15 protein-coding genes are annotated in these 23,739 nt (G+C 58.4%); 6 read left to right on the plus strand and 9 right to left on the minus strand.

Going from position 1 to position 23,739, the window contains the following annotated elements; genetic code table 11:
- Positions 1-105 precede the first annotated feature (105 nt).
- A complete protein-coding gene (locus HFP54_RS01135) occupies positions 106-1,587 on the minus strand; it encodes a hypothetical protein (RefSeq protein ID WP_168563760.1) in 1,482 nt (493 codons plus the stop codon).
- Positions 1,588-1,965: 378 nt separating this feature from the next.
- Here HFP54_RS01135 and HFP54_RS01140 point away from each other — a divergent pair, with 378 nt between their 5' ends.
- From HFP54_RS01140 to HFP54_RS01155, 4 genes are all read left to right on the plus strand, one after another.
- Positions 1,966-3,321, plus strand: a complete 1,356-nt coding sequence (locus HFP54_RS01140) for a hypothetical protein (RefSeq protein WP_168563761.1) — start codon at positions 1,966-1,968, stop codon at positions 3,319-3,321.
- Between the two features lie 107 nt (positions 3,322-3,428).
- The gene (locus HFP54_RS01145; RefSeq protein ID WP_146411758.1) at positions 3,429-3,866 is read left to right on the plus strand and encodes an NUDIX hydrolase; all 438 of its coding nucleotides are present in this window, start codon (positions 3,429-3,431) and stop codon (positions 3,864-3,866) included.
- A 264-nt stretch (positions 3,867-4,130) separates the two neighbouring features.
- Positions 4,131-5,303, plus strand: a complete 1,173-nt coding sequence (locus tag HFP54_RS01150; protein ID WP_168563762.1) for a hypothetical protein — start codon at positions 4,131-4,133, stop codon at positions 5,301-5,303.
- 1 nt (position 5,304) lies between these two features.
- Positions 5,305-6,573: a BamB-related PQQ repeat family beta-propellar protein gene (locus HFP54_RS01155; protein ID WP_168563763.1), complete on the plus strand. Its 1,269-nt coding sequence runs from the start codon at positions 5,305-5,307 to the stop codon at positions 6,571-6,573.
- Positions 6,574-6,641: 68 nt separating this feature from the next.
- Here the strand turns inward: HFP54_RS01155 and HFP54_RS01160 are convergent, their stop codons facing one another.
- The 7 genes from HFP54_RS01160 to HFP54_RS01190 form a co-directional block, all read right to left on the minus strand.
- Positions 6,642-7,538 carry a hypothetical protein gene (locus HFP54_RS01160; protein ID WP_168563764.1) on the minus strand — a complete coding sequence of 299 codons (897 nt, stop codon included), beginning with the start codon at positions 7,536-7,538 and terminating at the stop codon, positions 6,642-6,644.
- 496 nt (positions 7,539-8,034) lie between these two features.
- Positions 8,035-9,537 (minus strand): glutamate synthase subunit beta, encoded by a 1,503-nt coding sequence (gene gltD, locus HFP54_RS01165; RefSeq protein WP_146411766.1) that lies wholly within the window; start codon positions 9,535-9,537, stop codon positions 8,035-8,037.
- A gap of 71 nt (positions 9,538-9,608) precedes the next feature.
- Positions 9,609-14,177, minus strand: a complete 4,569-nt coding sequence (gene gltB / locus HFP54_RS01170) for a glutamate synthase large subunit (RefSeq protein ID WP_168563765.1) — start codon at positions 14,175-14,177, stop codon at positions 9,609-9,611.
- Positions 14,178-14,284: 107 nt separating this feature from the next.
- Positions 14,285-15,283 carry a LysR family transcriptional regulator gene (locus HFP54_RS01175; protein ID WP_197136156.1) on the minus strand — a complete coding sequence of 333 codons (999 nt, stop codon included), beginning with the start codon at positions 15,281-15,283 and terminating at the stop codon, positions 14,285-14,287.
- Between the two features lie 221 nt (positions 15,284-15,504).
- Entirely contained in the window at positions 15,505-15,762 is a 258-nt protein-coding gene (locus tag HFP54_RS01180; protein ID WP_145301764.1) for a hypothetical protein, read from the minus strand.
- Positions 15,763-16,129: 367 nt separating this feature from the next.
- Entirely contained in the window at positions 16,130-17,608 is a 1,479-nt protein-coding gene (locus HFP54_RS01185; protein ID WP_168563766.1) for a DUF58 domain-containing protein, read from the minus strand.
- Positions 17,608-19,080, minus strand: coding sequence for an aldehyde dehydrogenase family protein (locus HFP54_RS01190; RefSeq protein WP_168563767.1), 1,473 nt, complete (start codon positions 19,078-19,080; stop codon positions 17,608-17,610). The genes HFP54_RS01185 and HFP54_RS01190 overlap by 1 nt, the downstream gene beginning before the upstream one ends.
- 289 nt (positions 19,081-19,369) lie before the next feature.
- Between HFP54_RS01190 and HFP54_RS01195 the strand changes: the two genes are divergently transcribed.
- On the plus strand, positions 19,370-20,278 hold the full coding sequence (locus HFP54_RS01195) for a thiamine-phosphate kinase (protein ID WP_168563768.1): 909 nt from the start codon (positions 19,370-19,372) through the stop codon (positions 20,276-20,278).
- A gap of 95 nt (positions 20,279-20,373) precedes the next feature.
- Here HFP54_RS01195 and HFP54_RS01200 read toward each other — a convergent pair whose 3' ends face one another.
- Positions 20,374-21,225: a 3-keto-disaccharide hydrolase gene (locus HFP54_RS01200; RefSeq protein ID WP_206035948.1), complete on the minus strand. Its 852-nt coding sequence runs from the start codon at positions 21,223-21,225 to the stop codon at positions 20,374-20,376.
- Positions 21,226-21,369: 144 nt separating this feature from the next.
- Here HFP54_RS01200 and HFP54_RS01205 point away from each other — a divergent pair, with 144 nt between their 5' ends.
- Positions 21,370-23,730 carry a coiled-coil domain-containing protein gene (locus HFP54_RS01205; protein ID WP_168563769.1) on the plus strand — a complete coding sequence of 787 codons (2,361 nt, stop codon included), beginning with the start codon at positions 21,370-21,372 and terminating at the stop codon, positions 23,728-23,730.
- The last annotated feature ends 9 nt before the right edge of the window (positions 23,731-23,739 follow it).

Here is a 23,739-nt window from a genome sequence, read left to right on the forward strand (position 1 = left end):
TGGTCCGTCGCTTTGGCGTCCTTGGCCGCTGGGGGCAAAGTCCGGACCGAACGATCCGCCACCGGTGATCCATGGTGGCGGAATGTTTACAGGGGGATTGTGCGTTCAGGGGGCATGTGAAGGCAAGATCAGTTCAGCGGCAGCGGAATGCTGCTTTTCCAAGCGTCGCCGAAAGTCTTCGTCCGCCCGGCGGTGCTGTTGGCGGATTCGCTGGGGGACATTCACCCCGTTGACCAAGTCGGCCAAGACCGCACCGGTTTGCGGCAGTGTGGCTGCGACAAAGTTGGGTTCGTGCCATTGGATACGTCCCTGATGATCCAAGACCGTCAGGCTGCCGGGCAATAGCCAGGTGGGATCCTGGGATGGGGCTTGCTGATACACCAGATCCAGCATGGATTCGTCGCCCACGATGCGATCGTCCGACGAATCCCCCGCCGGTAACACGGCACCGATCAGTACTTTGCGACGCAGATCCGCGGGCATTCGCGAAACCCATTGCCGAAGAAGATCCAACTGATAGCCAGCCAAGGGGGAATCGGACAGCGACAAAAGGCAGGCCCAGGGCTGATGCACGATTTGATCTTGGTCGCCGCGATTGGTGGCGGGACGCCGGCTAAGTTGGATGCGGTCGCCTGAAACCCGTTGCCCCAGCCACCCTGGCGATACGGTCGGCGGTGGCACCAAGCCGGCCACCGTGACCGGGGCCGAAGGAAAGGATTCCATCGGAGGTGGGCCGGTGCGTTGGGATCGCGTCGCATCGCGCAGGTGGATGCTCAACTGGACCACTGCGGCCACGTTGGCCGGCGGTTGCGATGGTTCAATCGGTTGATCGCTTGTCGTTTGGTCGGCCGGAATCAACAGCGACGGAAGATCGACGCGGCGGATCAACGTCTGTGTCGTGTCGATCCAAAACGTGAAACGCTCGTTGCCGCTGGTGACGTTGACCGAACGACATGGGACTTGGTCGATCGTGGCGATGTCGCCATAGACAAATTGTGCATCGTCATCGAACAGTTTTTGCATCGGGTTTTCGGCGAACATCCATTCCAGCTGTGGTGGCGGCCCCGCTCGTCCCGCCGAAATTGCGGTCACCAGCGCCGGGTCGGATAAAAGATGTTCCAAGTCCGGACGTCGTTGGCGGACGTCTTGGATCAACACCTGCTGTTGCCAAAGCTTGGCCGCATCGCCGACGAACCAGGCGATCGATTGGCGATTGTCACGCCAAAGACGGGTCTCGTAAGCCGAAACGTACAGTCGGCCACGGTCGTACCACGTGGCCAGTGGTGCGGTGCGTCGTTCGGTTCCCTGTCCGCCTTGGTAGGTCAGTTCGGCAAAGCCGCGATCACTGTAATAATCACTGTTGCGATAACGCAAAAAGGTCATCCGCAACAGCGTTGCCGGGGCCGTGCTCGGTAACGCCGATGCATCGTCCGCCGCGGGACCATCCGGCGTTTTGGGGGTAGTGGACTGCGAACATCCCACACCAGCCGCCGCGACCAACAGGGCGGCCAGCGTGCCAAACAGTTGGTGGGACGGACGCCGGCGGAAGACGGCGGCGGTCGTATGGCGTCGGCTTGGGGAAATCATGATGGCTTGATGGGATTCTTCTTCGCTGCTTCCGCGATCCAGATCGTCTGCCTGATGTGTGATCGATGTGCCGGGGGGAGGCAAGGCCAATCGCACTCGCGAACTCAGGGGTGCGGCGACACCTACAATGATCCGTATGATTGTTGACCGTCGGCGTTCGGGCATGCACGCATTGCACGTCCATCGATGGAATGAGATGTTGAATCGGCGCAACGGACACGCCTGAGAGCGATCGTGGGTTTTAACGCCTGGCGTTGCCGAAGGTGTCGATCGATTCCGGTGCGCGATCCGTGCTGGCGGATCCGTATTGCCGACAAGTCTTCTCGGCCGCCTTTTGATCCTGAATTCTAAAGTTTGATCCTGAATCCTAAAAAACGTATGACTGCCGCCCATCACGACGCAACTTTTTCCGGTGAAGCGATCGCGGACGCCTTGGCAGATCGCCTGGCGTGGCGTCTGCACCCGGCATCGGCCGGCGAATCCCAGGAACGTGCCGCCGGCGATTTGGCCCAGCGTGTCCAAGCGGCCCTGAGCGAACCGATCGATTTCCCAGCGATTTCGCAAGCGATGATTCCTGGCGACCGCGTCACGCTGACGGTCGAAGCCATGGTGCCGGAATTGGTTGATACGGTCGGCACCGTGGTGCAGTGGCTTGCAAACCACGACGTCGGTGGAATCGATGTCGTGGTTTCCGATGACGCCAGCGATGAATTGATGATGGATCTGGCTCAGCGTTTGGGGGCGGCGGCCAAGGCCACACGTCATCAATCCGACCGACGGGATTCGTTGATGTACTTGGTCGCCGATGCTGGTGCCGAACCGGTTTATGTCAATCGGCAACTTGCCGACGCTGATTTTGTGCTGCCGATACGATGTCGTCGATCCGCAATTGCCGGTCAATCCGTCGGTCCCGATCAAAGCGACCCGGCGGGTGTCTATCCGGTGTTTTCCGATTCGGCATCGCTTCAGCGATTCACCCGGCAACCGAACGACGACGCCGGCTTTCGTCAAAACCTTTCCATGACGATTGGGATTCAGGCGGCGATGTGGGTGGAACCGACAATCGACGGCCAAGCAAATCGGATCACTTGTCAGATCGTCTCCGATGCAGAGCATCACAATGATCCTACGGAAATTTCGAAAGGCGTTTCGCCAGATCAGTGTCGCGCCAATGCGGTTGTGGTCATCATTGATGGGGACCCGCATCAGCAGACCTGGATGAACGTCGCCCGAGCAGCGGTTGCGGGGGCACGCCATTTGAACGAAGACGGTTTGTTGGTGATCTGGTCGCAGTTACAAAAGGATCCACCGGAGCGGTTGGGGGCGATTCTGCAACGGTTCGTTGATTCCGGAGTCCTGGAGCTGCCTTCGCGATCGGACCCCGTCGAATCGGATGACGGGTTTCCGGTGGTGTCACCAGCCGAGCCACTGGCCAAGGCCTTCGCACAGGTAATGCAGGACGCACGAGTGGTTCTGCACAGTCATCTTGCCGACGAAGTGGTGGAAGACTTGGGATGGGGGACGGTGGGCTCGGTCAAGCAATTGGTTCGCTTGCTGGAAAGCCAGAAGGAAGTTGGTTTGATCCGCGCCGCCCAGTTTCTTGGTCCCGAACTGCCCGAAACCGTCGCCGATCCAAACCACATTCGACCTGTCGACGATACGGAGCAGCAATCGTCGATTGACCGACAAGATGACACGGATTCGCAAGATGACGGATCGGAGTCGCCGTTGTGAATGATTCCGAAGCCCCACCCGTCGAAGAAGCATTCCGATTTTGTCCGCGGTGCGGAAATCCGAGTTCGGAAATCGGTAAGATCCCGTTTCAGTGTGAAAAATGTGGGATGGCTTGTTATTTCGGCCCGGTGGCCGCCGTCGGTGCGCTGATCACCGATCATCAAAATCGGCTGCTGCTGGTTCGGCGTGCTCGCAATCCGGGGCGTGGAAAATGGGGCTTGCCCGGTGGATTTGTCGATCGGGATGAAACGGTGGAACAGGCTTTGGACAGAGAGGTCTGCGAAGAAACCGGCTTGGTCGTGACGTCGTGTCGATTGTTGATGACGCGGCCCAACCAATACGTCTACACCGGCGTTCGTTCGCCTGTGATTGATCTGTTTTACTGCTGCCAGGTTGCCGACATCGATCATGTCGCGTTGGAACCGTCCGAACTGGAGCATCATGAATGGGCGTGGCCGGAAAGTCGACACTTGGAAAACATGGCGTTTGATTCCAACCGAATCGCGGTTCTGGCATGGATGAAGGAAGTGAAAGCGGCCGATTGATCGGAAACGCTCAGCCGTTGACGGTTCGGGAATTCGCGTCGCGGCCCTGACAACCGCAACGGTTGGATCGGTGATGCACCCGGCAAACGATTATTGAACCCTGGCATTATTGGCTCAACTTGTGCCGGTGAATTTTGTGCGGCTCAACAGCGGGCCGACTCGTCCAACGTCTACACTGGTTCACTTTGACGTAGCGGACCGTGGGAAGTGCTACGGATTGCCGATGGCACTACGACCGAACGTGACCAGAAGACGAGGATTCGTGTGGCCAGACACATTCATTCAATCTTTGGGCTGCTGATGGCGGTTGGGCTGGCCGTCGCGGCGATGTTGCCCGATCAATCTTGGGCTGAATCGCCGATTGACGCCGACATCGCGACGATCGGATCGATCGGGCCCGGTGGCGGGGGCCACGCCGAGGCGGTGGTGGCGGCGAAGCGGCTACGAAACGCCGGCGTCGAACACTTGCCCGAAATCCTAAACGCGATGGACGACGACAATCCGATTGCGATGAACTGGTATCGCGGAATCGTCGCGGACGTCGTGCGGCGTGCCGATCGTTTGCCCGTGGATGATTTGATTGGCTTCGTCGGCGACTTGAACAATCGCCCCGTCGGTCGGGCGTTGGCGGTCGAGTTGATCCGGGACGCGGACGGGGATGCGGCGGAGCGATTGATCGCCGCGTCGGTCGATGATCCCAGCTTGCCGCTGCGGGAAATGGCGATCGCACGGTTGTTGGACTTGGCGGACCAAGCGAAGCAACGGAAAGAAGAAAAACAGGCGGAAAAGCTTTTGCTGGATGCCCTGCCCTTTGCGCGTCAACCGACACAGTTGAAAACGATCGTCAATCGGTTAGATGACATGGGCGTGGACGTGTCGCTGGCGGATTCGTTTTGCATGATTGGGAATTGGTCACTGGTGGGGCCGTTTGATAATGTTGACGGTGTTGGATTCGACACCGTTTACGGACCAGAGGCTGAATTCACCGCCAACGGGTCGGTGGATTTGAATGCAAAGCACGAGGGCAAGAACGGTCCGGTTACCTGGCATGACATCCAAGCCGATTCCGACGACGGTACCGTCGACATTGCAAAAGACTTGGACAAAGAGAAAGGTGCCGTGGCCTATTTGTGGACCACATTTGATTCACCCTCGGCGATCGACATCCAGGCACGTCTCAGTTGTGTGACGGCCAACAAGGTTTGGATCAATGGTCGACAGGTGATGGCCAACGAGGTCTATCACAGTGGCAGTGCGATCGACCAGTACATCGGCGATGCAAAGTTGCAGCAGGGGCAAAACGTGATCCTGTTGAAGATTTGCCAAAATGAACAAACCCAGTCATGGGCTCAGGATTGGGAATTCCAGTTTCGTCTGACCGACCGTAACGGCAAAGGGCTGAAAAGCCAGGCACCGAACACCGAAGGGACCCGTTGAGATGCGATTGAACAAGTTCCACGGTCCAAGGGCGCATCGAAAGTGGTGGTCACCCGCACGTGCATCCAAGCGATTGCTGCAAGGCGTTCTGCTAACAACATCGGCCATGACGACAACATCGGTTTTGGCAGACTGGTCGGGATTTCGCGGCGACGGCAGCGCGTCAGGAGCGGTCGGACCCGCCACGTTGAAAATGGAAGAATCTGGCAATCTGGCATGGAAGACGAATATGCCAGGACGAAGTGTGGCTAGCCCCATCGTCGTCGGGGACTTGGTCATCACCACCAGTTCGGCGGGCCCCGACGGTGGCCACCTTTACGTCACCGCGGTGGACCTGGATTCGGGCGATGTTCGATGGGAACAGTCGTTTCGCGCGACCGGTCGTCCATTTTGTCATCCGACCAGCGCCAACGCCGCGCCGACGCCGGTAAGCGATGGGAGTCATGTGGTCGCGTTTTTCAGCAGCAATGACTTGGCTTGTCTGTCGATCGAAGGCGATTTGTTGTGGTACCGAGGCTTGGGGCACGACCATCCCAAGGCCGGTAACGACGTGGGAATGGCTGCGTCACCTGTGATTGCCGAAAACGCCGTGATCGTTCAAGTCGAATGCAAAGGAGATTCCTTTGCCGCCGGGATTAACCTGGCGGATGGGACCACGTTGTGGGAACAGCAACGAAATCGTGATTCCAACTGGGCATCGCCGTTACCCATTACCCGCAGCGATGGCAGCACCGAAGTGGTCATGCCGTCGGGGCAGGATGTGGTCGCCGTCGATCCGCGCACCGGTGACGTGCGTTGGAAGTTGGAGGAAGGGCGTGCCACGGTATCTTCGCCCAGCCTGTCGGGACCTTACTTGATGTTGCCCGGCAATGACCTGTTGGTGATGCGGACCGATCAAAGTGGTACCGCACCGAAAGAAGTTTGGCGGAACAACCGGTTCAGCCCCCGAAACGCCACCGTCGCGTCCAACGGCCAAACGCTGTATGCCCTGAAAGGCTCCGTCCTGATCGCGGGGACGATGAGCGATGGCGAAAGGAAATGGCAGCACCGCTTGCCCGATTTCGGTGGCGGTTGGGCGACGCCCGTCGTCGCGGCTGATCGAATCTATGTGTTTGATCAAGCCGGAAACGGTGCAATCATCGCCGATCGGGATGACCGTGCCGAAACCATCGCACAGGTCGAAATTGGCGAACCGGTTTTGGCTTCACCAGCCTTGGCTGACGGCAAGTTGATCGTGCGGTCCGACCGGTCGCTGTACTGTTTCCAGTAGTCGCCTTTGCGACGGCCAACGCGCTTGACCATTTCGAGGGTCAGGGCCTTTCGATCCACGCGATGCGGTTATCGATAGATCGACCCGCTGCTGTTCGAACCGCCAGTTGGGTAGGCGCCCGCACCGCCCGTGCTGCCGGGCATGTATCCGCCCGCGTTGGATACCGGCGACGGGGAACCCGGCGTCGAAATTCCGCTGGTCGGCACAGTGGCCGATGGATTGGCCGCGGTGCTGTAGGACGCGGCCGTTGCGGCGGATGTTGTGTCCGAAGCCGCGTCCGGCAAGGCGAATCCTGAGGTCGCAGGTGTCTGGGCGGCAACGCTTGCGGTGGCCGATGGGGCGGTCGTGTTGCCGGCGGGCAAAGCGTAGCTGCTTGGCGCGGACGCTGGCGTCGATGACGCGACGGTCGATCCCGGTAATGCAAATCCAGACGACGGGGCGGCTGGTGATGAAGGCGTCGATGAAATGGAATACGTCGGCGATGGCGACGGACTAGCCGATGCGGTGGACGTCGGCGATGGTTGGCCGAATCGATAGCCGCTGGGGGCCGACGATGAATTCGCCGCGTACGACGGTGGCGTTGCACCGCCGGTCGTGTAACCACCCTGAGGCGTCGCTGGGACGTTGGCGGTACCAGGGCTTGCACCGGAGCCGCCGGTGGTCGATGGCGTTTGGCTGGCCAAGCTGGACGGAGATGTCGGGACACCGGTTGAAATGTCAAACCCGTTGGCAAGCGATGCAGCCGGATTCACCGCACCGCGAGTTTCCGGAAGTTTGGCAATCTTGGTGTCTGACCCGCCATAGGGCGAAGCCGAGGGTGTCGGCGCGGCGGTTCCGCCGGCTACCGAAGCGATGGCTTCAGGCGATGCCGAAGCGCTGGGCGGTGACGGGTACGTCATCGAAGGTCCGCTTCCGGCCAGCATTTCTGCCGACGGTTCGCTATTGCCAAACCCGAACATGTTCATTCGGGGCATCGAACTGCGACAACCGGCTGACGTTCCGGCCGCGGCGATCAATGTCGCCATCGCGAGACGACGGTAGGTCCGTGTGGTTGTGTGGTTCCGCATCCGTGCCACTTTCTCAGTCGGTGATCGAAACTGGATCATCATCTATGTCGTGTATCGACGCCGCCCGGAGCAGTCTGCAGGAATAATCGGCAAACTTTCCACAATCGACGCGAACGTCCTGTTTTCAGTCGCACACTAAAAAGCCGTGATTGCGAGTGTCAACGTCATTGTGGGGGATCGTTCGGGAAAGTTGTGCGTCACCGCGGGGCGGTTTCACGAACAGCGGGTTTCACGGTTCCAAAGCGGTCGACCTTCCACAGCCTTGGAATCTGATCCGCCTGGGTGGGCAAAAGAAAACGGCCGGTCACGTCGGATACGTGACCGGCCGTCGAATGAGGGGTCATCGGGAAAGACCCGCATCCCGATTTCGCAATCAATGTCGTACGGTGGTCGATCAGACCGCCGACAATGCAGTGCCCATGGTTTGACCTGGCGCCGGCAGAGCGGTTTCGCCCATCAAGTAAAGGTCGATGGCACGTGCCGCTCCGCGGCCTTCGTTGATGGCCCAAACCACCAAACTTTGGCCGCGTCGACAGTCACCGGCGGCGAACACACCTTCGATGTTGGTGGTGTACTGACCGTGGACCGCTTCGAAATTGCTGCGGGCATCGGTTTTCAGCCCCAACGATTTGGGCAGGTACTGTTCCGGTCCCAAGAATCCCATGGCCAGCAAGATCAATTGCGCAGGCCATTCTTTTTCGCTGCCTTCGACTTCGGTCATCTTCCAACCGCCGTCGTCGTTCTTGGTCCATTCGACTTGAACCGACCGAATGCCGACCAGTTTGCCATCATCGTCTTTGATGAATTCCTTGCTCAGCAATTGATAGTTTCGTGGATCGCTTCCGAACTTTGCGGTGGCTTCTTCATGACCGTAGTCGATGCGGAAGACTCGCGGCCATTCGGGCCACGGATTGTCGTCGGCACGACCCTCCGGCGGCTTGGGCAGCAGTTCAAAATTGACGACGCTGCGGCAACCATGTCGGATACTGGTGGCGATACAGTCGGTACCCGTATCACCCCCACCGATCACGATGACATCTTTACCTTCGGCGCTGATGAACGAGCCGTTCAGTGAATCGCCATGAACGCTTTGCATGGTGTTCGCGGTCAGAAACTCCATGGCAAAGTGGATGCCTTTGGCGTCGCGGCCTTCGATCGGCAAATCGCGTGGCTGTGTCGCACCGCAAGCCAACAAGACGGCGTCGAAGTCCTTTTGAAGCTGTTCCGGCTGGACATCTTTGCCGACGTTCACGCCGGTTTTAAATGTCACGCCTTCGGCCGACATCTTGTCCAAACGTCGCTTCAAGACTTCCTTGGACAACTTCATGTTGGGAATGCCGTACTGCAGCAACCCGCCGATGCGATTGGCGCGTTCAAAGACGGTGACTTCGTGACCGGCCTGGTTCAGCTGGTCGGCCGCGGCCAAGCCGGCAGGCCCGCTGCCGACGATCGCCACTTTTTTACCGGTTCGTGATTCCGGCGGTGTCGGGACGATCCAACCTTCCGCCCACGCCCGGTCAACGATCGCGTTTTCGATGTTCTTGATCGTGACCGGCGGATTGGTGATTCCTAAAACACAGGAACCTTCGCAGGGTGCCGGACAAGTACGACCGGTGAACTCCGGAAAGTTGTTCGTCTTGTGAAGACGTTCGATCGCTTCTTTCCAGCGATTGTTGTAGACCAGATCGTTCCATTCAGGGATCAAATTATCGATCGGGCATCCCGTTGCGGATTGGCAAAACGGGACGCCACAGTCCATGCAGCGGGCACCCTGTTCACGCAAGTGATCGATTTTGTGTTCGGTGTAGATCTCGTCGTAATCATTGATCCGAACGACCGGCAAACGCCACGGCACTTTTTTGCGATCAAATTCTTTGAATCCGGTTGGCTTCCCCATGGGATCGGTCCAGTATTGAAAAAGGAATGTTTGGTTGTTGGATGGAACAGTCGGGTGTTTGATGCGTCGGATCAGACCGGTGCGGCGGCCTGCTTTTCAGCCATTTCCAGCAACACACGCTTGTAATCAGTTGGCATGACTTTGACGCATTCGGTCATGAACTGGTCCCAATTGTCCAAGGCTGTTTTCGCCGTCGCACTGCCGGTGTAATCGGCGTGGTTCTGGATCATTTCCCGGACTTCGGCTTCTTCCTCCGGTGAATCGATTCGTTCCAGTGCCACGGTTGCCAAGTTGCAATTCAGATTGAAATCACCTTGGCGATCCCACACATAGGCGATTCCGCCTGACATTCCGGCGGCAAAGTTGCGTCCGGTCGCGCCCAGGCAGACCACGCGACCACCGGTCATGTATTCGCAACCATGGTCACCGACGCCTTCGACGACGGTTCTGGCACCACTGTTACGGACACAAAAACGTTCCGCCGCGCGACCGCGGAAGTAGGCTTCGCCGCCGGTCGCGCCATAAAGACAGACGTTGCCGACGATGATGTTTTCGTGAGCGTCGAACGTGCTTTCACGTGGCGGATAGACGATGATCTTGCCGCCGGAAAGTCCTTTGCCGATGTAATCGTTTCCGTCGCCTTCCAGATCGATCGTCACGCCGTGAGCCAGGAATGCTCCCAAGCTTTGACCCGCCGATCCGGACAACTCGATACGAATCGTGTCGTCGGGCAGCCCGGCTTGGCCGTGCTTCTTGGCGACTTCGTTACTTAGGATGGTGCCCACCGTTCGGTTGATGTTCACCACGGGCGACTGGATGACGACCGGCGTGCCGGTGTCGATGGCCGATTGGGCTTCGGGCAAGATCTTTCGAATGTCCAGCGATCGTTCCAGTCCGTGGTCCTGGGCCATCACGCAGCGGACTTCGACGTCGTCATGCGGTTTGGCGGCCGGAGCCAGGATCGGAGTCAGATCCAATCCATCGGACTTCCAATGCTTGATCGCTTTGTCGGTCATCAGGACTTCGGTGTGGCCGACCATGTCGTCGATCGACTTGAAGCCAAGCTTGGCCATGATGCGACGTGCTTCTTCGGCAACCATGAACAGGTAATTGACGACGTGTTCCGGTTTGCCGCTGAACTTCTTGCGTAGTTCCGGGTCTTGGGTCGCGATGCCCACCGGGCAGGTGTTCAAGTGACACTTCCGCATCATGATGCAGCCCAGGGTGATCAGCGGTGCGGTGCTGAATCCGAACTCTTCGGCTCCCAGCAACGCCGCGATGACCACGTCGCGACCGGTTTTCAATCCGCCGTCGGTCTGCAGAACCACTCGGCTGCGCAAGTCGTTCAAGACCAGCACTTGATGCGTTTCGGCGATTCCCAATTCCCAAGGCAAGCCGGCGTGCTTGATGCTGGTCAGAGGGGACGCCCCCGTTCCGCCGGTATCACCGGAAATCAGAATGTGATCGGCGTGCGCCTTGGCGACGCCCGAGGCGATCACACCGACGCCGACTTCGCTGACCAGTTTGACACTGATGCGTGCCGCACGGTTGGCATTCTTCAGGTCGTGGATCAGCTGGGCCAAATCCTCGATCGAATAAATGTCGTGGTGCGGCGGCGGGCTGATCAAACCGACGCCGGGTGTGCTGTACCGGATGCTGGCGATGTAATCGTCGACCTTTCGGCCGGGCAATTCGCCGCCTTCACCGGGCTTGGCACCCTGGGACACCTTGATTTGGATTTCGTCCGCGTTGGTCAAGTATTCGATCGTCACACCAAATCGACCCGACGCCACCTGCTTGATGGCCGAACGCTTCGAATCGCCGTTGGGCAGCGGTTGGAATCGCCGAGGATCTTCGCCGCCTTCGCCGGTATTGCTCTTGCCGCCGACCCGGTTCAACGCGATCGCCAACGACTCGTGCGATTCGGCACTGATGCTGCCCAGCGACATCGCACCGGTGCAGAACCGTTTGACGATTTCGCTGGCCGGTTCGACCTCGTCCAGATGAATCGCCTTGCTAGGATCATCCTTGAAGTCCAACAGTCCGCGAAGCGTGCAGCGGTTGCGGCTGTCTTCGTTGATCGTGTGGGCGAACTTCCAGTATGCGTCTTCGTTGTTGTTGCGTGCGGCGATTTGCAGATTGCTGATCGCTTGCGGGCTCCACGCATGCTTTTCGCCTTCGGCCCGCCAGTGGAATTCACCCAAGTTCGGCAATTGACGCTGACGATCGACCGATTCGCTGGGATAACCCAATTCATGCCGCCGAATGGATTCTTCGGCGATCACATCGAACGAGACCCCTTGGATTCGGCTGGCGGTGTTGGCGAAGCACTTGTTAATGACTTCGTCTTTCAAGCCCAAGGCTTCAAAGATTTGGGCACCCTTGTAGCTTTGCAGCGTGCTGATCCCCATCTTGGCCATGACTTTCAGCATGCCCTTGGCGACACCCTTGCGATAGGCGGCGACAACGGCATCGTCGTCGCCGATCGATTCGGGCAACAGGCCATCACGTCGCGATTGCCAAAGGGCTTCGAACGCCAAGTATGGGTTGATCGCATCGGCGCCGTAGCCGACCAGCAAACAGTGATGGTGGACTTCGCGGGCTTCGCCGGTTTCCACGACGATCCCAACACGCGTCCGTTTTGCCGTTTTGACCAAGTGATGGTGGACGGCGCCGGTGGCCAACAATGCACTGACGGGAATTCGGCCTTGGCCGACTTCGCGATCGGTCAACACGATCAACTGAATTCCGTCGTCGGCCGCGGCTTCGGCTTCGGCGGAAATCCGATCCAACGTTTTGGTCAGTCCCGCTTTGCCTTCGCTGCGGTCGTACGTGATGTCGATCACCCGACTGTTCCAGCCTTGGTAATTGATGTGCTTAAGCGCCGCGATTTCTTCGTTGGTCAAAATCGGGTGGTCGACCAACAGTCGGTGACAGTGCTGGGGTGTGGCCGCCAACAAGTTCTGTTCGGGACCGATGTAGCATTCCAGCGACATGATCACTTCTTCACGGATCGAATCGATCGCGGGATTGGTGACCTGGGCAAACAGTTGCTTGAAGTAATCGTAAACCAGCCGCGGTTTGTCGCTCAGGCACGCGATCGCACTGTCGTTGCCCATCGAACCGACCGGGTCACGAAGCTGTTCGACCAGCGGACGCAGCATGAAGTTCATCGTTTCGGCGGTGTAACCGAACGCTTGCATTCGAGGCAGCAACGTGTCGCTGTCAAAACCGTGGCCTTCTTCTTCGGGATGCAAGTCGGCCAGTCGAATGCGTTGTTCCCGCAGCCACTGTCCATAAGGCATCTTGCGGGCAAAGTCGCTTTTGAGTTCTTCATCGGGAATCAAGCGGCCTTGTTCAAAATCAACCAAGAACATCTTGCCCGGCTGCAGACGCCCCTTCTCTTTGACGATGGCCGGGTCGACGGGAACCACACCGACTTCGCTGGCCATGATCACGCGATCGTCATGTGTGATGTAGTAGCGGCTGGGCCGCAAACCATTACGGTCCAGCGTCGCGCCGATGTACTTACCGTCGGTGAACGCAACCGAAGCCGGGCCGTCCCATGGTTCCATCAGGCTGCTGAAATACTCATAGAACGCACGCTTGTCTTCGTCCATCGTTTCGTGCTTTTGCCACGCTTCGGGCACCATCATCATGACGGCTTCCTGCAGCGTGCGTCCGCCCATCAGCAAGAATTCCAAGACGTTGTCGAACGTTCCCGAATCGCTGCAATGGGGTTCAACAACGGGAAACAATTTGGATAGGTCGTCGCCAAACAAATCGCTTTCGGCGTTGCCTTCGCGGGCACGCATCCAATTGCTGTTGCCACGCAGCGTGTTGATCTCGCCGTTGTGCGACATGAATCGGAACGGCTGGGCGCGGTCCCAACTGGGGAACGTGTTGGTCGAAAACCGGCTGTGGACCATTGCCAAGTGCGTCTTGAAATCCTCGTCACGCAGATCGGGGAAATACGGCAGCACTTGTGCCGGCGTCAGCATGCCTTTGTAGATGATGACCTTGGTGCTGAGCGAACAAATGTAGAAGATCAACGCTTGGTCCAGCTTTTCACTGCCACGCAGCAGGTGACTGGCACGCTTGCGAATGATGTACAGCTTGCGTTCAAACGCTTCGCTGTCCAGTCCGTCGGCCGCACCGACGAACAGCATCTCCATGACCGGTTCGCTGCGACGTGCCGTCGGCCCCACGTCCGCGCCGTCGGTGTCCTGAGGCACGTCACGCCATCCGATCAGCGTTTGCCCGGTTTCGCTGATCAAGCGTTCGATCGTTTCTTTGCAGAACTCACGTTCTTGCGGATCGGTCGGCAGATAGATCAAACCGGCGGCGTACTTACCTTCCTCGGGCAGTTCTTTGCCCAGATCTGCCTTGGCAACTTTGCGCAGAAAAGCGTGGGGCAATCCACACATCATGCCCGACCCGTCACCGGTGTTCGGTTCACATCCACAGCCGCCACGGTGGTCCATGTTTTGAAGCATGGTGTCGGCGTCGACGACGATCTGGTGGCTGGGCTGGCCCTTGATATGCGCGATGAATCCGACACCACACGAATCTTTTTCGTGTGCCGGGTCGTAAAGGCCTTGGGAAGGCGGCAGATGGTGACGGTTCAAAATTGCGTTCATAGCTTGCTCGTTCGTTATGGGCCGACGCCGGGGTACGGCATCACGCACAAATGACAGACTGCAAAGATGGTTTGGAAATGGGGGGGGAGAATTTCAATCGGGGTCGGTCAAGCCACCACGGACGTGGTGGCGGTGTGTTCGTCGGCGGATTCATTGCCGCCGTTCAGTCGTGGCGACGATCCGCCGCGTGGCGATGGATCCAGGCGGCCGCGACGATCAATCGGCAGCGGCCGGCCCAGCAACAGGGATGCGAATTCGATGGCGGCGGGTGTCAGCTTGGCCGAGCGCCGGAAAATGAATCCAAGCGGTCGGTTCATTTGAAAGTCAGGGCACGCCAGCACACGCAGCGTGCCGGTTGCCGTTTCACGTCGGACAACCGATTGTGGCAAAAACGCGATCCCGCCATTGGCTTCGATCGCACGAACCATCGAATCGGCGTTGTCGAATTCAATGTCGAAATTGACCGTCACGCCCATCTTGGCCAACAGCTTGTCGATCTCCTGCCGCAACAGCAGCGACCGGCAAAAGCCGACCATCGACAACCCTTGCAATTGGTCTCGGCCGACCGAATCGCTGTTGGCCAACGGGTGACGGGGGGAACAGACCAAACGCATCGGTTCGCTCTGCCAGCCCACGTGGACGATGGTTTTCGTGTTACGGGGAAAACTGACCAGCCCGAAATCAGCGTCACCACGTTCCACGATTTCAACGACACTGTGGCTGTGACCGAATTCCAACTGCACACGGACGTCGCTGTGTAACCGTGAGAATTCCGCAGTCGCGTCCGGCAGGTAACTCAAACCGACCGAGTAAATCGTCCCCACTCGGACTTCGCCGGCCAAGCGTTGGCCGCGATGCCGGACCTCACGCTCCAGCGATTGGTAATCCCGCAAGAATCGCCGCAGACCGCGAAAGTAAAGCTCCCCGGCATCGGTCAGGCTAAGCGGGCGCGTACCGCGATCGATCAGCTTGGCGCCGACGGATTCTTCCAACTGCTGAATCGACTGGCTGACCGCGCTTTGGGTCAATTCGAAAGCCGACGCCGCACGGCTGAAGCTGCGATGCTCGGCAACGGCACAGAAAATTTCGAGCGATCGGAGTTGCAATGAAGACCTAGGAGTATAAGTAACGCTTAATTTGCCGGCTCCGTCCGTCAGTAAAACTTAAGGAAGGTTAAGCACACATCCTGTCAGCGTCAAGACACACCCCGTTTGTGGCCGCTCCGCGATGGTCTTCACGAAGGGCAAAAGATGGCCGGAGACGGCCGTCCCGGGACACCACTAACGGGGGCCGGGAAGTCGAGATACCGCTGATTCGCCGGCATCGCTTAGGCGGCGCGATTGAACCGCTGGGGCAGCGTGAATGCATAGATCACCACGATCGCACCGACGAACAGCAGCACCCATGGGAACGCTTCCCCCGGGGTCCAAGACTTGATGCTGTACGAGGGGGCGGCGGTGGGATTGGCGAAGTCAGCCGCCGTCGTCTCCGCTGCGCCGTAGAAATTCGCAGACTCGATCACCATGGATTCCAGGCCGACGATGATCGCCATGATGCCGAGAGCTAAAAAGAAAGAACGCCACATCAGTCACGGTCTCCGAATCGTTGCACGGACGGTTGGCAGGGAAGGCTGTCGGTGCTTTATCGGTTGCTTGCGCCGACCCAGCGAAACCCGTTTTAGATTCGCCGATTGATCGTGCTGATACTTCCACATCCGTCAGGCGATCAAACCGCCGCATCCGTCAGGACCGTCAATGCGGTGGCGGCAAGGCGTGGTAAAGAAGCCAGGGCACAGGCAGGCAGGGAAACGGGAACCTCCTGGATGCGGCGCGGTACCAATTTCGTATTGCTGTCTGGTTCACCGCGTTCGGAGCGGCGAGGATCCGGAGGCGACGGCGTTGTCACCGCGTCGATGAATCACCTTTCGCCAGTCAGTGTTAGGTCGAAGTGGTTCAAAGCAAGTGTTGGGCTTTGATTTCCAAGTATTGATTGACCAGTGGCGCGGTCAATTCGTCGGGAAACGCGTCAACGCATAGAACGCCGCGGTGTTCCAGGTCTCGCAACACTTGCTGTCGCCAAATCAGAATGTCGGCGGCCGCCACGCCACGGTACAGCGTTTTCCGCTCGGCCGTCGCCAGCCCGCCCAGAGTCGATGGGCCGGCAGATTCCGCTCGGGCGACCGCCGTGTCGGCGGCATCGAACAGACCGCGGTCGCGTAGCAAGATGCCCAGCGGTAAATGCTTGCCGCTGATATTGCCCAGGTAGTCCACGACCGCCGCCGCGTTGACTTCGTCGATCACGTTGGTGGCCAAAGTAATCAGCGAACGACGCTTGCAGTGATTTTGCAGATAGACGAACGCTTGGTCATAACGTGATTCGACCATGCGAGGGAATTGATCGAATCCGGCTTGCAACAGCCGATTCATTTGGCTGGCGCCCCCGCGTGGTGGCACGTAGGCGTGGACCGTGTCGGAAAAGCACAGCATGCCGACCGAATCCCCTTGATGCAACGCGACGTAGGCCATCATCAACGAAGCGTTCAATGCGTGATCCAGCAGCGAAAGCCCTTCGCACAGATTGGTCATCATGCGGCCGCAGTCCAACATGAAGACCACGCGTTGGCTTTGGTCGGTTTGAAACTGTTTGACGGTCAGCTTTCGGCGACGGGCCGTGCTGCGCCAATCGATGTGACGATAATTGTCGTCGCGGGTGTAGTCGCGCAGGCGTTCGAAATCACTGTCTTGGCCGATCCGCCGGGTCCGCCGAACACCGATCAGACTGAGTCGGTCGGTTCTTGCCAACAACGCGTAGTCCGACATTTGTTTCATGTCCGGGTAGACGTTGATTCGGCTTTCGACCGGAATCGCCACGTGTCGGCGCCAGAACCGCAGTGGGCTTTCCAGTCGCAGATAGACGTGATGAAGGTGAAACGCACCGCGTCGAAACGCCGTCAGTTGACGCGTCGCCGAAAATTCCGCCAACGGCGGTAAACGCAGCGGGTGGTCCATCGGGTCGGACCGAAATCCATCCGGCAAATCGTCGCGGACGTGACCGACCAGCGTCATCGCGGTTCGGTTTTCCACCCCCAGACGACTTTCCATGGGCACACCGATGCTGCCCGTCCGCGAATGAGATCGTGACGCCGTGATACCGCCGGACGTCATGACCAGGACCAGAAAAAAGTCGATGCTGGCGAACAGGATCAATAGCCCATCCAGGACCAGCACGGCCAACAGCAACGCGGGAAAGAAAACATTCAGCGTGCTGACCACCGCGATCACCGCCAACGCGATGACCCAGCGGCGGCTGGGAAAAATCTTGGTCCACCAAGCCGCCAAGACCAGCGGCATCGTCGCTGCGGCAATGATCAGCCAAGGCAGCGCCGATGCGTATTGGAAGGTTTCTTGTGCGGTCTGGCGGATCGGTTCCATCAAAGTGCCATCGTGACGGTTTTGCTTTCGGTATACGCCTTCAAACCTTCTTCGCCCAGTTCGCGTCCGTAACCGGACATCTTGAATCCGCCGAACGGGGCGCGAGCGTCGAAGGCGTCATAAGTGTTGACCCAAATCGTCCCGGCGCGAACTCGGGCGGCAAATTCATGGGCCAGCGATACGTCGCGTGTCCACACCGCCGCGGCCAAACCATAGCAGGTGTCGTTGGCACGGCGGATCAGGTCTTCTTTGTCGTTGAAGGTCAACATGCTAAGCACCGGACCGAAGATTTCTTCTTTGGCGATCGCCATGTCGTCTTGGACCGAATCAAAGATCGTCGGCTGGATGAAGTAGCCTTTGTCGCCGACCCGCTCGCCGCCGGCGACACACTGGGCACCCTGCTCTTTCCCCTTGTCGATGTACGACATGATTTTGTCGAACTGGGCCTGGTCGATTTGTGGGCCCTGTTCGGTGTCGCCATCAAACGGATTGCCGACGCGCCGCTGGACGGTCAGACGTTTCAGTTTGTCCAAGAATTCGTCGTGCACGCTTTCTTCAACAAACACGCGACTGCCCGCGCAGCAGCATTGGCCCTGGTTCAAGTACAGACCGGTGTAGGTCCCCTGGGCGGCGGCATCCAGATCGGCATCGGCGAAAATTACGTTGGGGCTTTTGCCGCCCAGTTCGAACGTCAATCGTTTCAGCGTCTCGGCCGAATCACGAGTGATCGTTTGCGCGGTTCGGTGTTCGCCCGTGAAAGCGACCTTGTCGATCATCGGGTGCTTGACCACTGCGGCCCCCGCGGTCGGCCCGAAACCAGGAACGACGTTGATGACGCCATCGGGAAAGCCGACTTCCTTGGCCAATTGTGCCATCCGCAAACAGCTTAGCGGTGTTTGCTCAGCAGGCTTCATGACGATCGTGCATCCGGCGGCCAACGCGGGACCCCATTTCCAAGCGACCATCAGCATGGGGAAGTTCCAAGGGATGATCTGGCCCGCCACCCCGATGGGTTCACGCCGTGTGTAGCAAAAATGGTTGCCGCGAACCGGAATCGTGCTGCCTTGGATCTTGTCGGCAAAGCCGGCGTAGTATCGAAGCACGTCGACCACCAACGGCAAATCGCCGCCGCGGCTTTCGCGAATCGGCTTGCCGTTGTCCAGCGTTTCCAATGCGGCCAGGGAATCGATGTCTTGTTCGATTCGGTCGGCCAGCCGGTACATCAACCGTCCACGATCGGCGGCATCCATCCGTGCCCAAGGCCCTGATTCCAACGCGGCGCGGGCCGCCTTGGCCGCCCGGTCGACGTCTTCGGCATCGCCTTCGGCGACTTGGCAAATCTCTTCTTCGGTCGCCGGATTGATCGTTGCGAATGTCTTGCCACTGGCGGCGGGAACGAATTCGCCGTTGATGAAGCATTCGGCGTGGTCGATTTTGACGTCCAGCTCGTTGGGGGAAAGCGTGGTCGACATGAAAAGCCCTCGTGCGAGTGAAGGTGATGAAAGAGAGGCGGGGGAACCACAGCGAAACGACGGATACGGTGATCCAGCGATGGCCCGAAAAATCGGCTCACTGCGGTAACCAACAGTCTAGCGATCGTGGTGTTCGGCGTGGCGATTTGCCGCACTTCCGCGAGTGGCGATTTTGGGTCGGTCGTTGAACTTTTTCGTCGCTTCGCTAGGCTCCGCCGCCGGTGCCGTGGCAAACGTTCGGCATCGACCGTTTTCACGCCCCCCAAACGATGACGTACGAAACACGGAAATGGAAACATCCTTTTTGGCATATTTACGTGGTCGTTGCCGAACTCTTCCCGAGGTGGAGGTCGGCATCGGCGATGACGCCGCGGTCTTGGCGCCGGTCCAAGGCCGGCAAGTGATTTGCGCTGACCAGATCATCGACGGGGTGGATTTCGACACCGCCGGCCAGTCTTTGCCCGATATCGGGTTCAAGGCGATGGCGATCAATCTGTCCGACATCGCTGCGATGGGGGCCGTACCCGATGCGGCGTTCGTCACGCTTGCATTGCCCAAGGGCGATGCGACCCAAACGGCCGGGGCGGTCTATGAAGGCATCTTGGAATCTGCCGCCCGCCATCAGGTTTCGATCGCCGGCGGAGACCTTTCGGTATATGACGGCCCATTGTCGATCAACATCACCATGACCGGACACGTGGCCGCGGGCGAACCCTGGTTACGAAGTGGTGCGTGTGAAGGCGATGCGATTGTCGTCTCCGGTGCATTCGGTGGTAGCATTCTGGGGCGGCATCTGCGTCCGACCAGTCGATTGTCCCTGGCGGCGACGCTACGTCGCTTGGTCGACGTCCACGCGGCGATCGATGCCAGCGACGGATTATCGTTGGACCTGGACCGTATGCTGGCCGCCAGCCGTGTCGGCGCGGAACTGGATATCGATCAGATCCCGATCCACGACGACGCCCACCGGCAAAGCGAACAGAGCGGACGCACCGCGTTTGAACACGCCTGGAGCGACGGCGAAGATTTTGAATTGATCATGACGATGTCGGCCGACGATGCGCAAAAGGCCCTCGACGATCCGGAAATCGGTAAAGACCTCCGGCGTATCGGTACCGTTGTCGGCCGAACCGGACTTTGGAAGCGAGACAAAGGCAGCCTGAAGCGACTGTCGCCCCAAGGATACCTGCACGGATGAGCGTGCGGGCTGTCGGGGCGTGCTCGGCTGCCTGGGGGTATTCGGCAAGTCTACAATCAAACGGCGTTATCGGCCGAGTCATTGCTTCGCTGAGGTCAGTCCAGCGGTTTGATCCAAATGTTCTTGAACTGGATCAAGCTGGACGCGGGCGAGTATTCGCCGTCTCGCATACCGCCGTGGTGTTGCAAAACGATCGGGCCCTTCTCGGGCAGCCCGGGCAACTGGGCGTTCTCCAGAACCAATTGGTCATTCAGCATCACGGTCACTCTATCGTCGACCAAGATGATTTCGAACCGGTTCCACTGGCCCACCGGTTTGTCCGCGTTCAACCGCGGTGTCAAAGCGGCGCGGATTTCTGGAGGTGTCTTGGGATTGTTGCGGTGGCCATAGACTTCGCCTGATCCGATCGGCCAGCACCAGATGTTCAGCTGGGCTCGGCTGTCCCCACGCAAATACACGCCTGAATCCGCGTTAGGCCTCTTGATGGTGATTTTGTTTCCGGATCGATCGGTCAAGTAGGTCCCATCGCTTAGCACGACCGGGATGTCCATCAAGCCGGTTGTCTGCTTCAAACGCCAATCGATTTTCAGGATGAAGTCGGTGAATTCCTGTTCAGTTTTCAGGTTCTTGTCGCCGCTGGCTTCGGACATCGCGTCATAGTCGATGACGCCGTCGACCACCTTCCAGTGTCCCCCGTCGCCTTCGGGAATCACCCACCCCGAAAGGTCGGTGCCGTTAAACAGGGATTGAAATCCGTCAGCGACTTCGGCTTGGCCGAAAGCGTTGGGGCCGTTGCCCAAGACGCAGCCAACCAAAGCAATGGCAAAAATTGAAATACAGCGACGCAGTTTCATGACTTGGTCCCAAGGCGGGTGGTGGGAAAGGCGGGGATGGAAAACACGTGACTGCCACAGCGTAAACCACTGCGTCGTCGCTGTCAGTTTCACAAGCCTCGGTTCGGTCTGACAATTCGTCTCGACTTGACAAACGTTTCTTTGTTAATGCCCCCAATGATGTCGGTGGGGATGTTGCAACCATCCTGGGTTACAGGTGCCATCGTCGGTCGGATTGTTGAATACCGGAGTCTTATTATGAATGCCTGGATTGGCATCCCCGTCATGTCCGCCTTTCTGTTTGTCTTGGGCGGAATTCTGATTGGCCACTTGCTGTGGTATCGCGACCGAACCAGCGATTTGAAGGCGGTGGACGAAGCCGAAGGCAAATATGCCAAGGCCCGCATATCAGCGGTGCAACGCAAACGTGACGTCGGTGAACTGGAACGACGTTTGGACCAGCGGGAACGCGAGGTCAAGCAACAGGAACTGGAACTCCAGAAGCTGAAGAAACAGCATCACGCCTGGGAAACTCAAAACGAAGACGTCCAAGCCCAACTGCAGCGTTTGGAAAACGCACGCCAGAATGCGTTGGCCACCGCCAAACAGGCCGAAGAAGATCGACACGCCAGCGAATTGGCCGTCGAGGAAATGAAAACACGGCTGGACGACGAACGACAGCGTCATCAGCAAACCCAGGCCGACGCACAAAAGGAATTCAACCGCGTCGTGGCTTCGCAGCAGCAGGCTGAGAGCCACCTGCGCGAAATGGAAGCTGCCTTGGATCAGGCCAAACAGGATGCCGCTCAATTCGAAGCACAGCTAAAGCAGCTGGCCGAGGACAAGAACGAACAGGTCCACGAGCACACCAATGACCTGAAGCGGATCGAGACGCTGCAGGACGAAATCGCGTCGTTGACCGCCGAGCTTCGCAAACAGCAATCCGATTCGGCGGACCTAATCGCCGCTCGAGACGAATTGGAACAACGTGTTGAACAATCCGCCGAGCAACTGGACGTCCAGGTTCGCAAGACGGAATCGTTGATCCAGCAATTGTCCGAACAGCGCGAATCGAGCAAGTCTTTCCAAGCGACGATCGACGAACAGAAAAACGTCATCGCGCAACAGGCCGAACGCATCACCGTGCTGGTGGAACAGACCAGCCAACAAGACGAATCGGTGGCCAAGCAGATCACGCAACTGCGCGACGAGGCCACCATGCTGAATGAGAATCTGACCGCCGAACGTGATGCCCATGACGCCACCAAACAACAGAACATCGAACTGAGAGATGCCCAACAAACGTTGGAACGTCAGATCGCTGAGCTGAAAGAACGTCTGCAGCAGGCTGACACGCGACATCAGGCCAGTCTGCAACAGATGAACGAAACTCAAGACGAACTGTTGCGTGCGAACCAGATGCTGGTCGATCTGCGGTCCACTGTCGAAGACCGAACCCAAAAGAATATCGAACTGGAATCACGGCACGCCGAACTGCGAACCCAAGCGGCAGTTGCCGATCAATTGCAGGGCGAACTACAGCAGGCCAACCATCAAGTCGCCGAACTGCAGTCACGTGTCGAATCGTTGGATGCGATGGTGGCGGATCTGAAGCAGCAAAAGCACACGTTGGTTCAAATGCGCAACAAGGCCAGCGAACAAAACGATCAGTCCAAGATCGCTTTGGTCGCGGTCAACGAAACCGTGGATCAATTGCGAGTCGCGCTTCGTCAACGCGAGCAAGAACTGACCGCGCGCGTCGATGCGGCGCACGCAAAGGTGACCGAGTCGGAGACCCAGTCCAGAAAGCTGCAAGAACATGTCGAATCGCTGCAATCCAAGCTGGCGGAGATGGACGTGTTGCAATCGCAGCTGGATGAGGCCCGCGATGCCTTGGCCAAACGCGACGACGCCTATCAGTCGTCTTGCGCGGAGCTGCAGGCATCGACACAGGAAATCGCGGAGTTGAAGACCCGTTTGGATCAAGCTCACGTCGATCTGGATCAAAGCCGTGGCGAATTGTCGTTGTCCCAGGACCGCGCCCAACGATTGGAATCGACGCTGCAGGAACACGCCGCACAGATTCAAACGCTGCAGTCGACTTTGTCGGATCGCGATGAAACGGTTCAGCAAACACAGATTGAATTGCAACAGCAATCGGACCAAGTCCAGCGGCTGTCCGATCAGCTCAGTGATACGCGACAAGAAGTTCTGTCGGCCGAAGATCGTCTGCATGAGCACGCCGACACGATCGCCAACTTGAAAGCGGAACTGGAATCGGCAATCCAACGCTACACCGCAGCACAGCAGTCGCTAAGCGAAAGCGAAAGCCGTGTCACGCAGCTGACCGGCGACCTAGCCGAAGCGGAGCCGTTCCGAGACCGTGCCAAGCAATTGCAAAACCAGATCGATCATTTGGAAGCCCAGCTGCGAATGGTGTTGGCCGAGCACGAAGACAGCTTGGAGGCGAACGCCAAAATGCAGGATCGATTGAGCGAAGTCGAAGCCGAACTGCATGGTGCGACCAAAACGATCCGCGAATTGCGTCGAAGTCGGGCCAGCATGGGATTGGCCCAACGAACGGACGACCAAGACGATTCGGCCCGCCGCGCCGCCTAGGTTTGTTCA

It is taken from the genome of Crateriforma spongiae, assembly GCF_012290005.1.
In the GTDB taxonomy this organism is placed as follows: Bacteria; Planctomycetota; Planctomycetia; order Pirellulales; family Pirellulaceae; genus Crateriforma; species Crateriforma spongiae.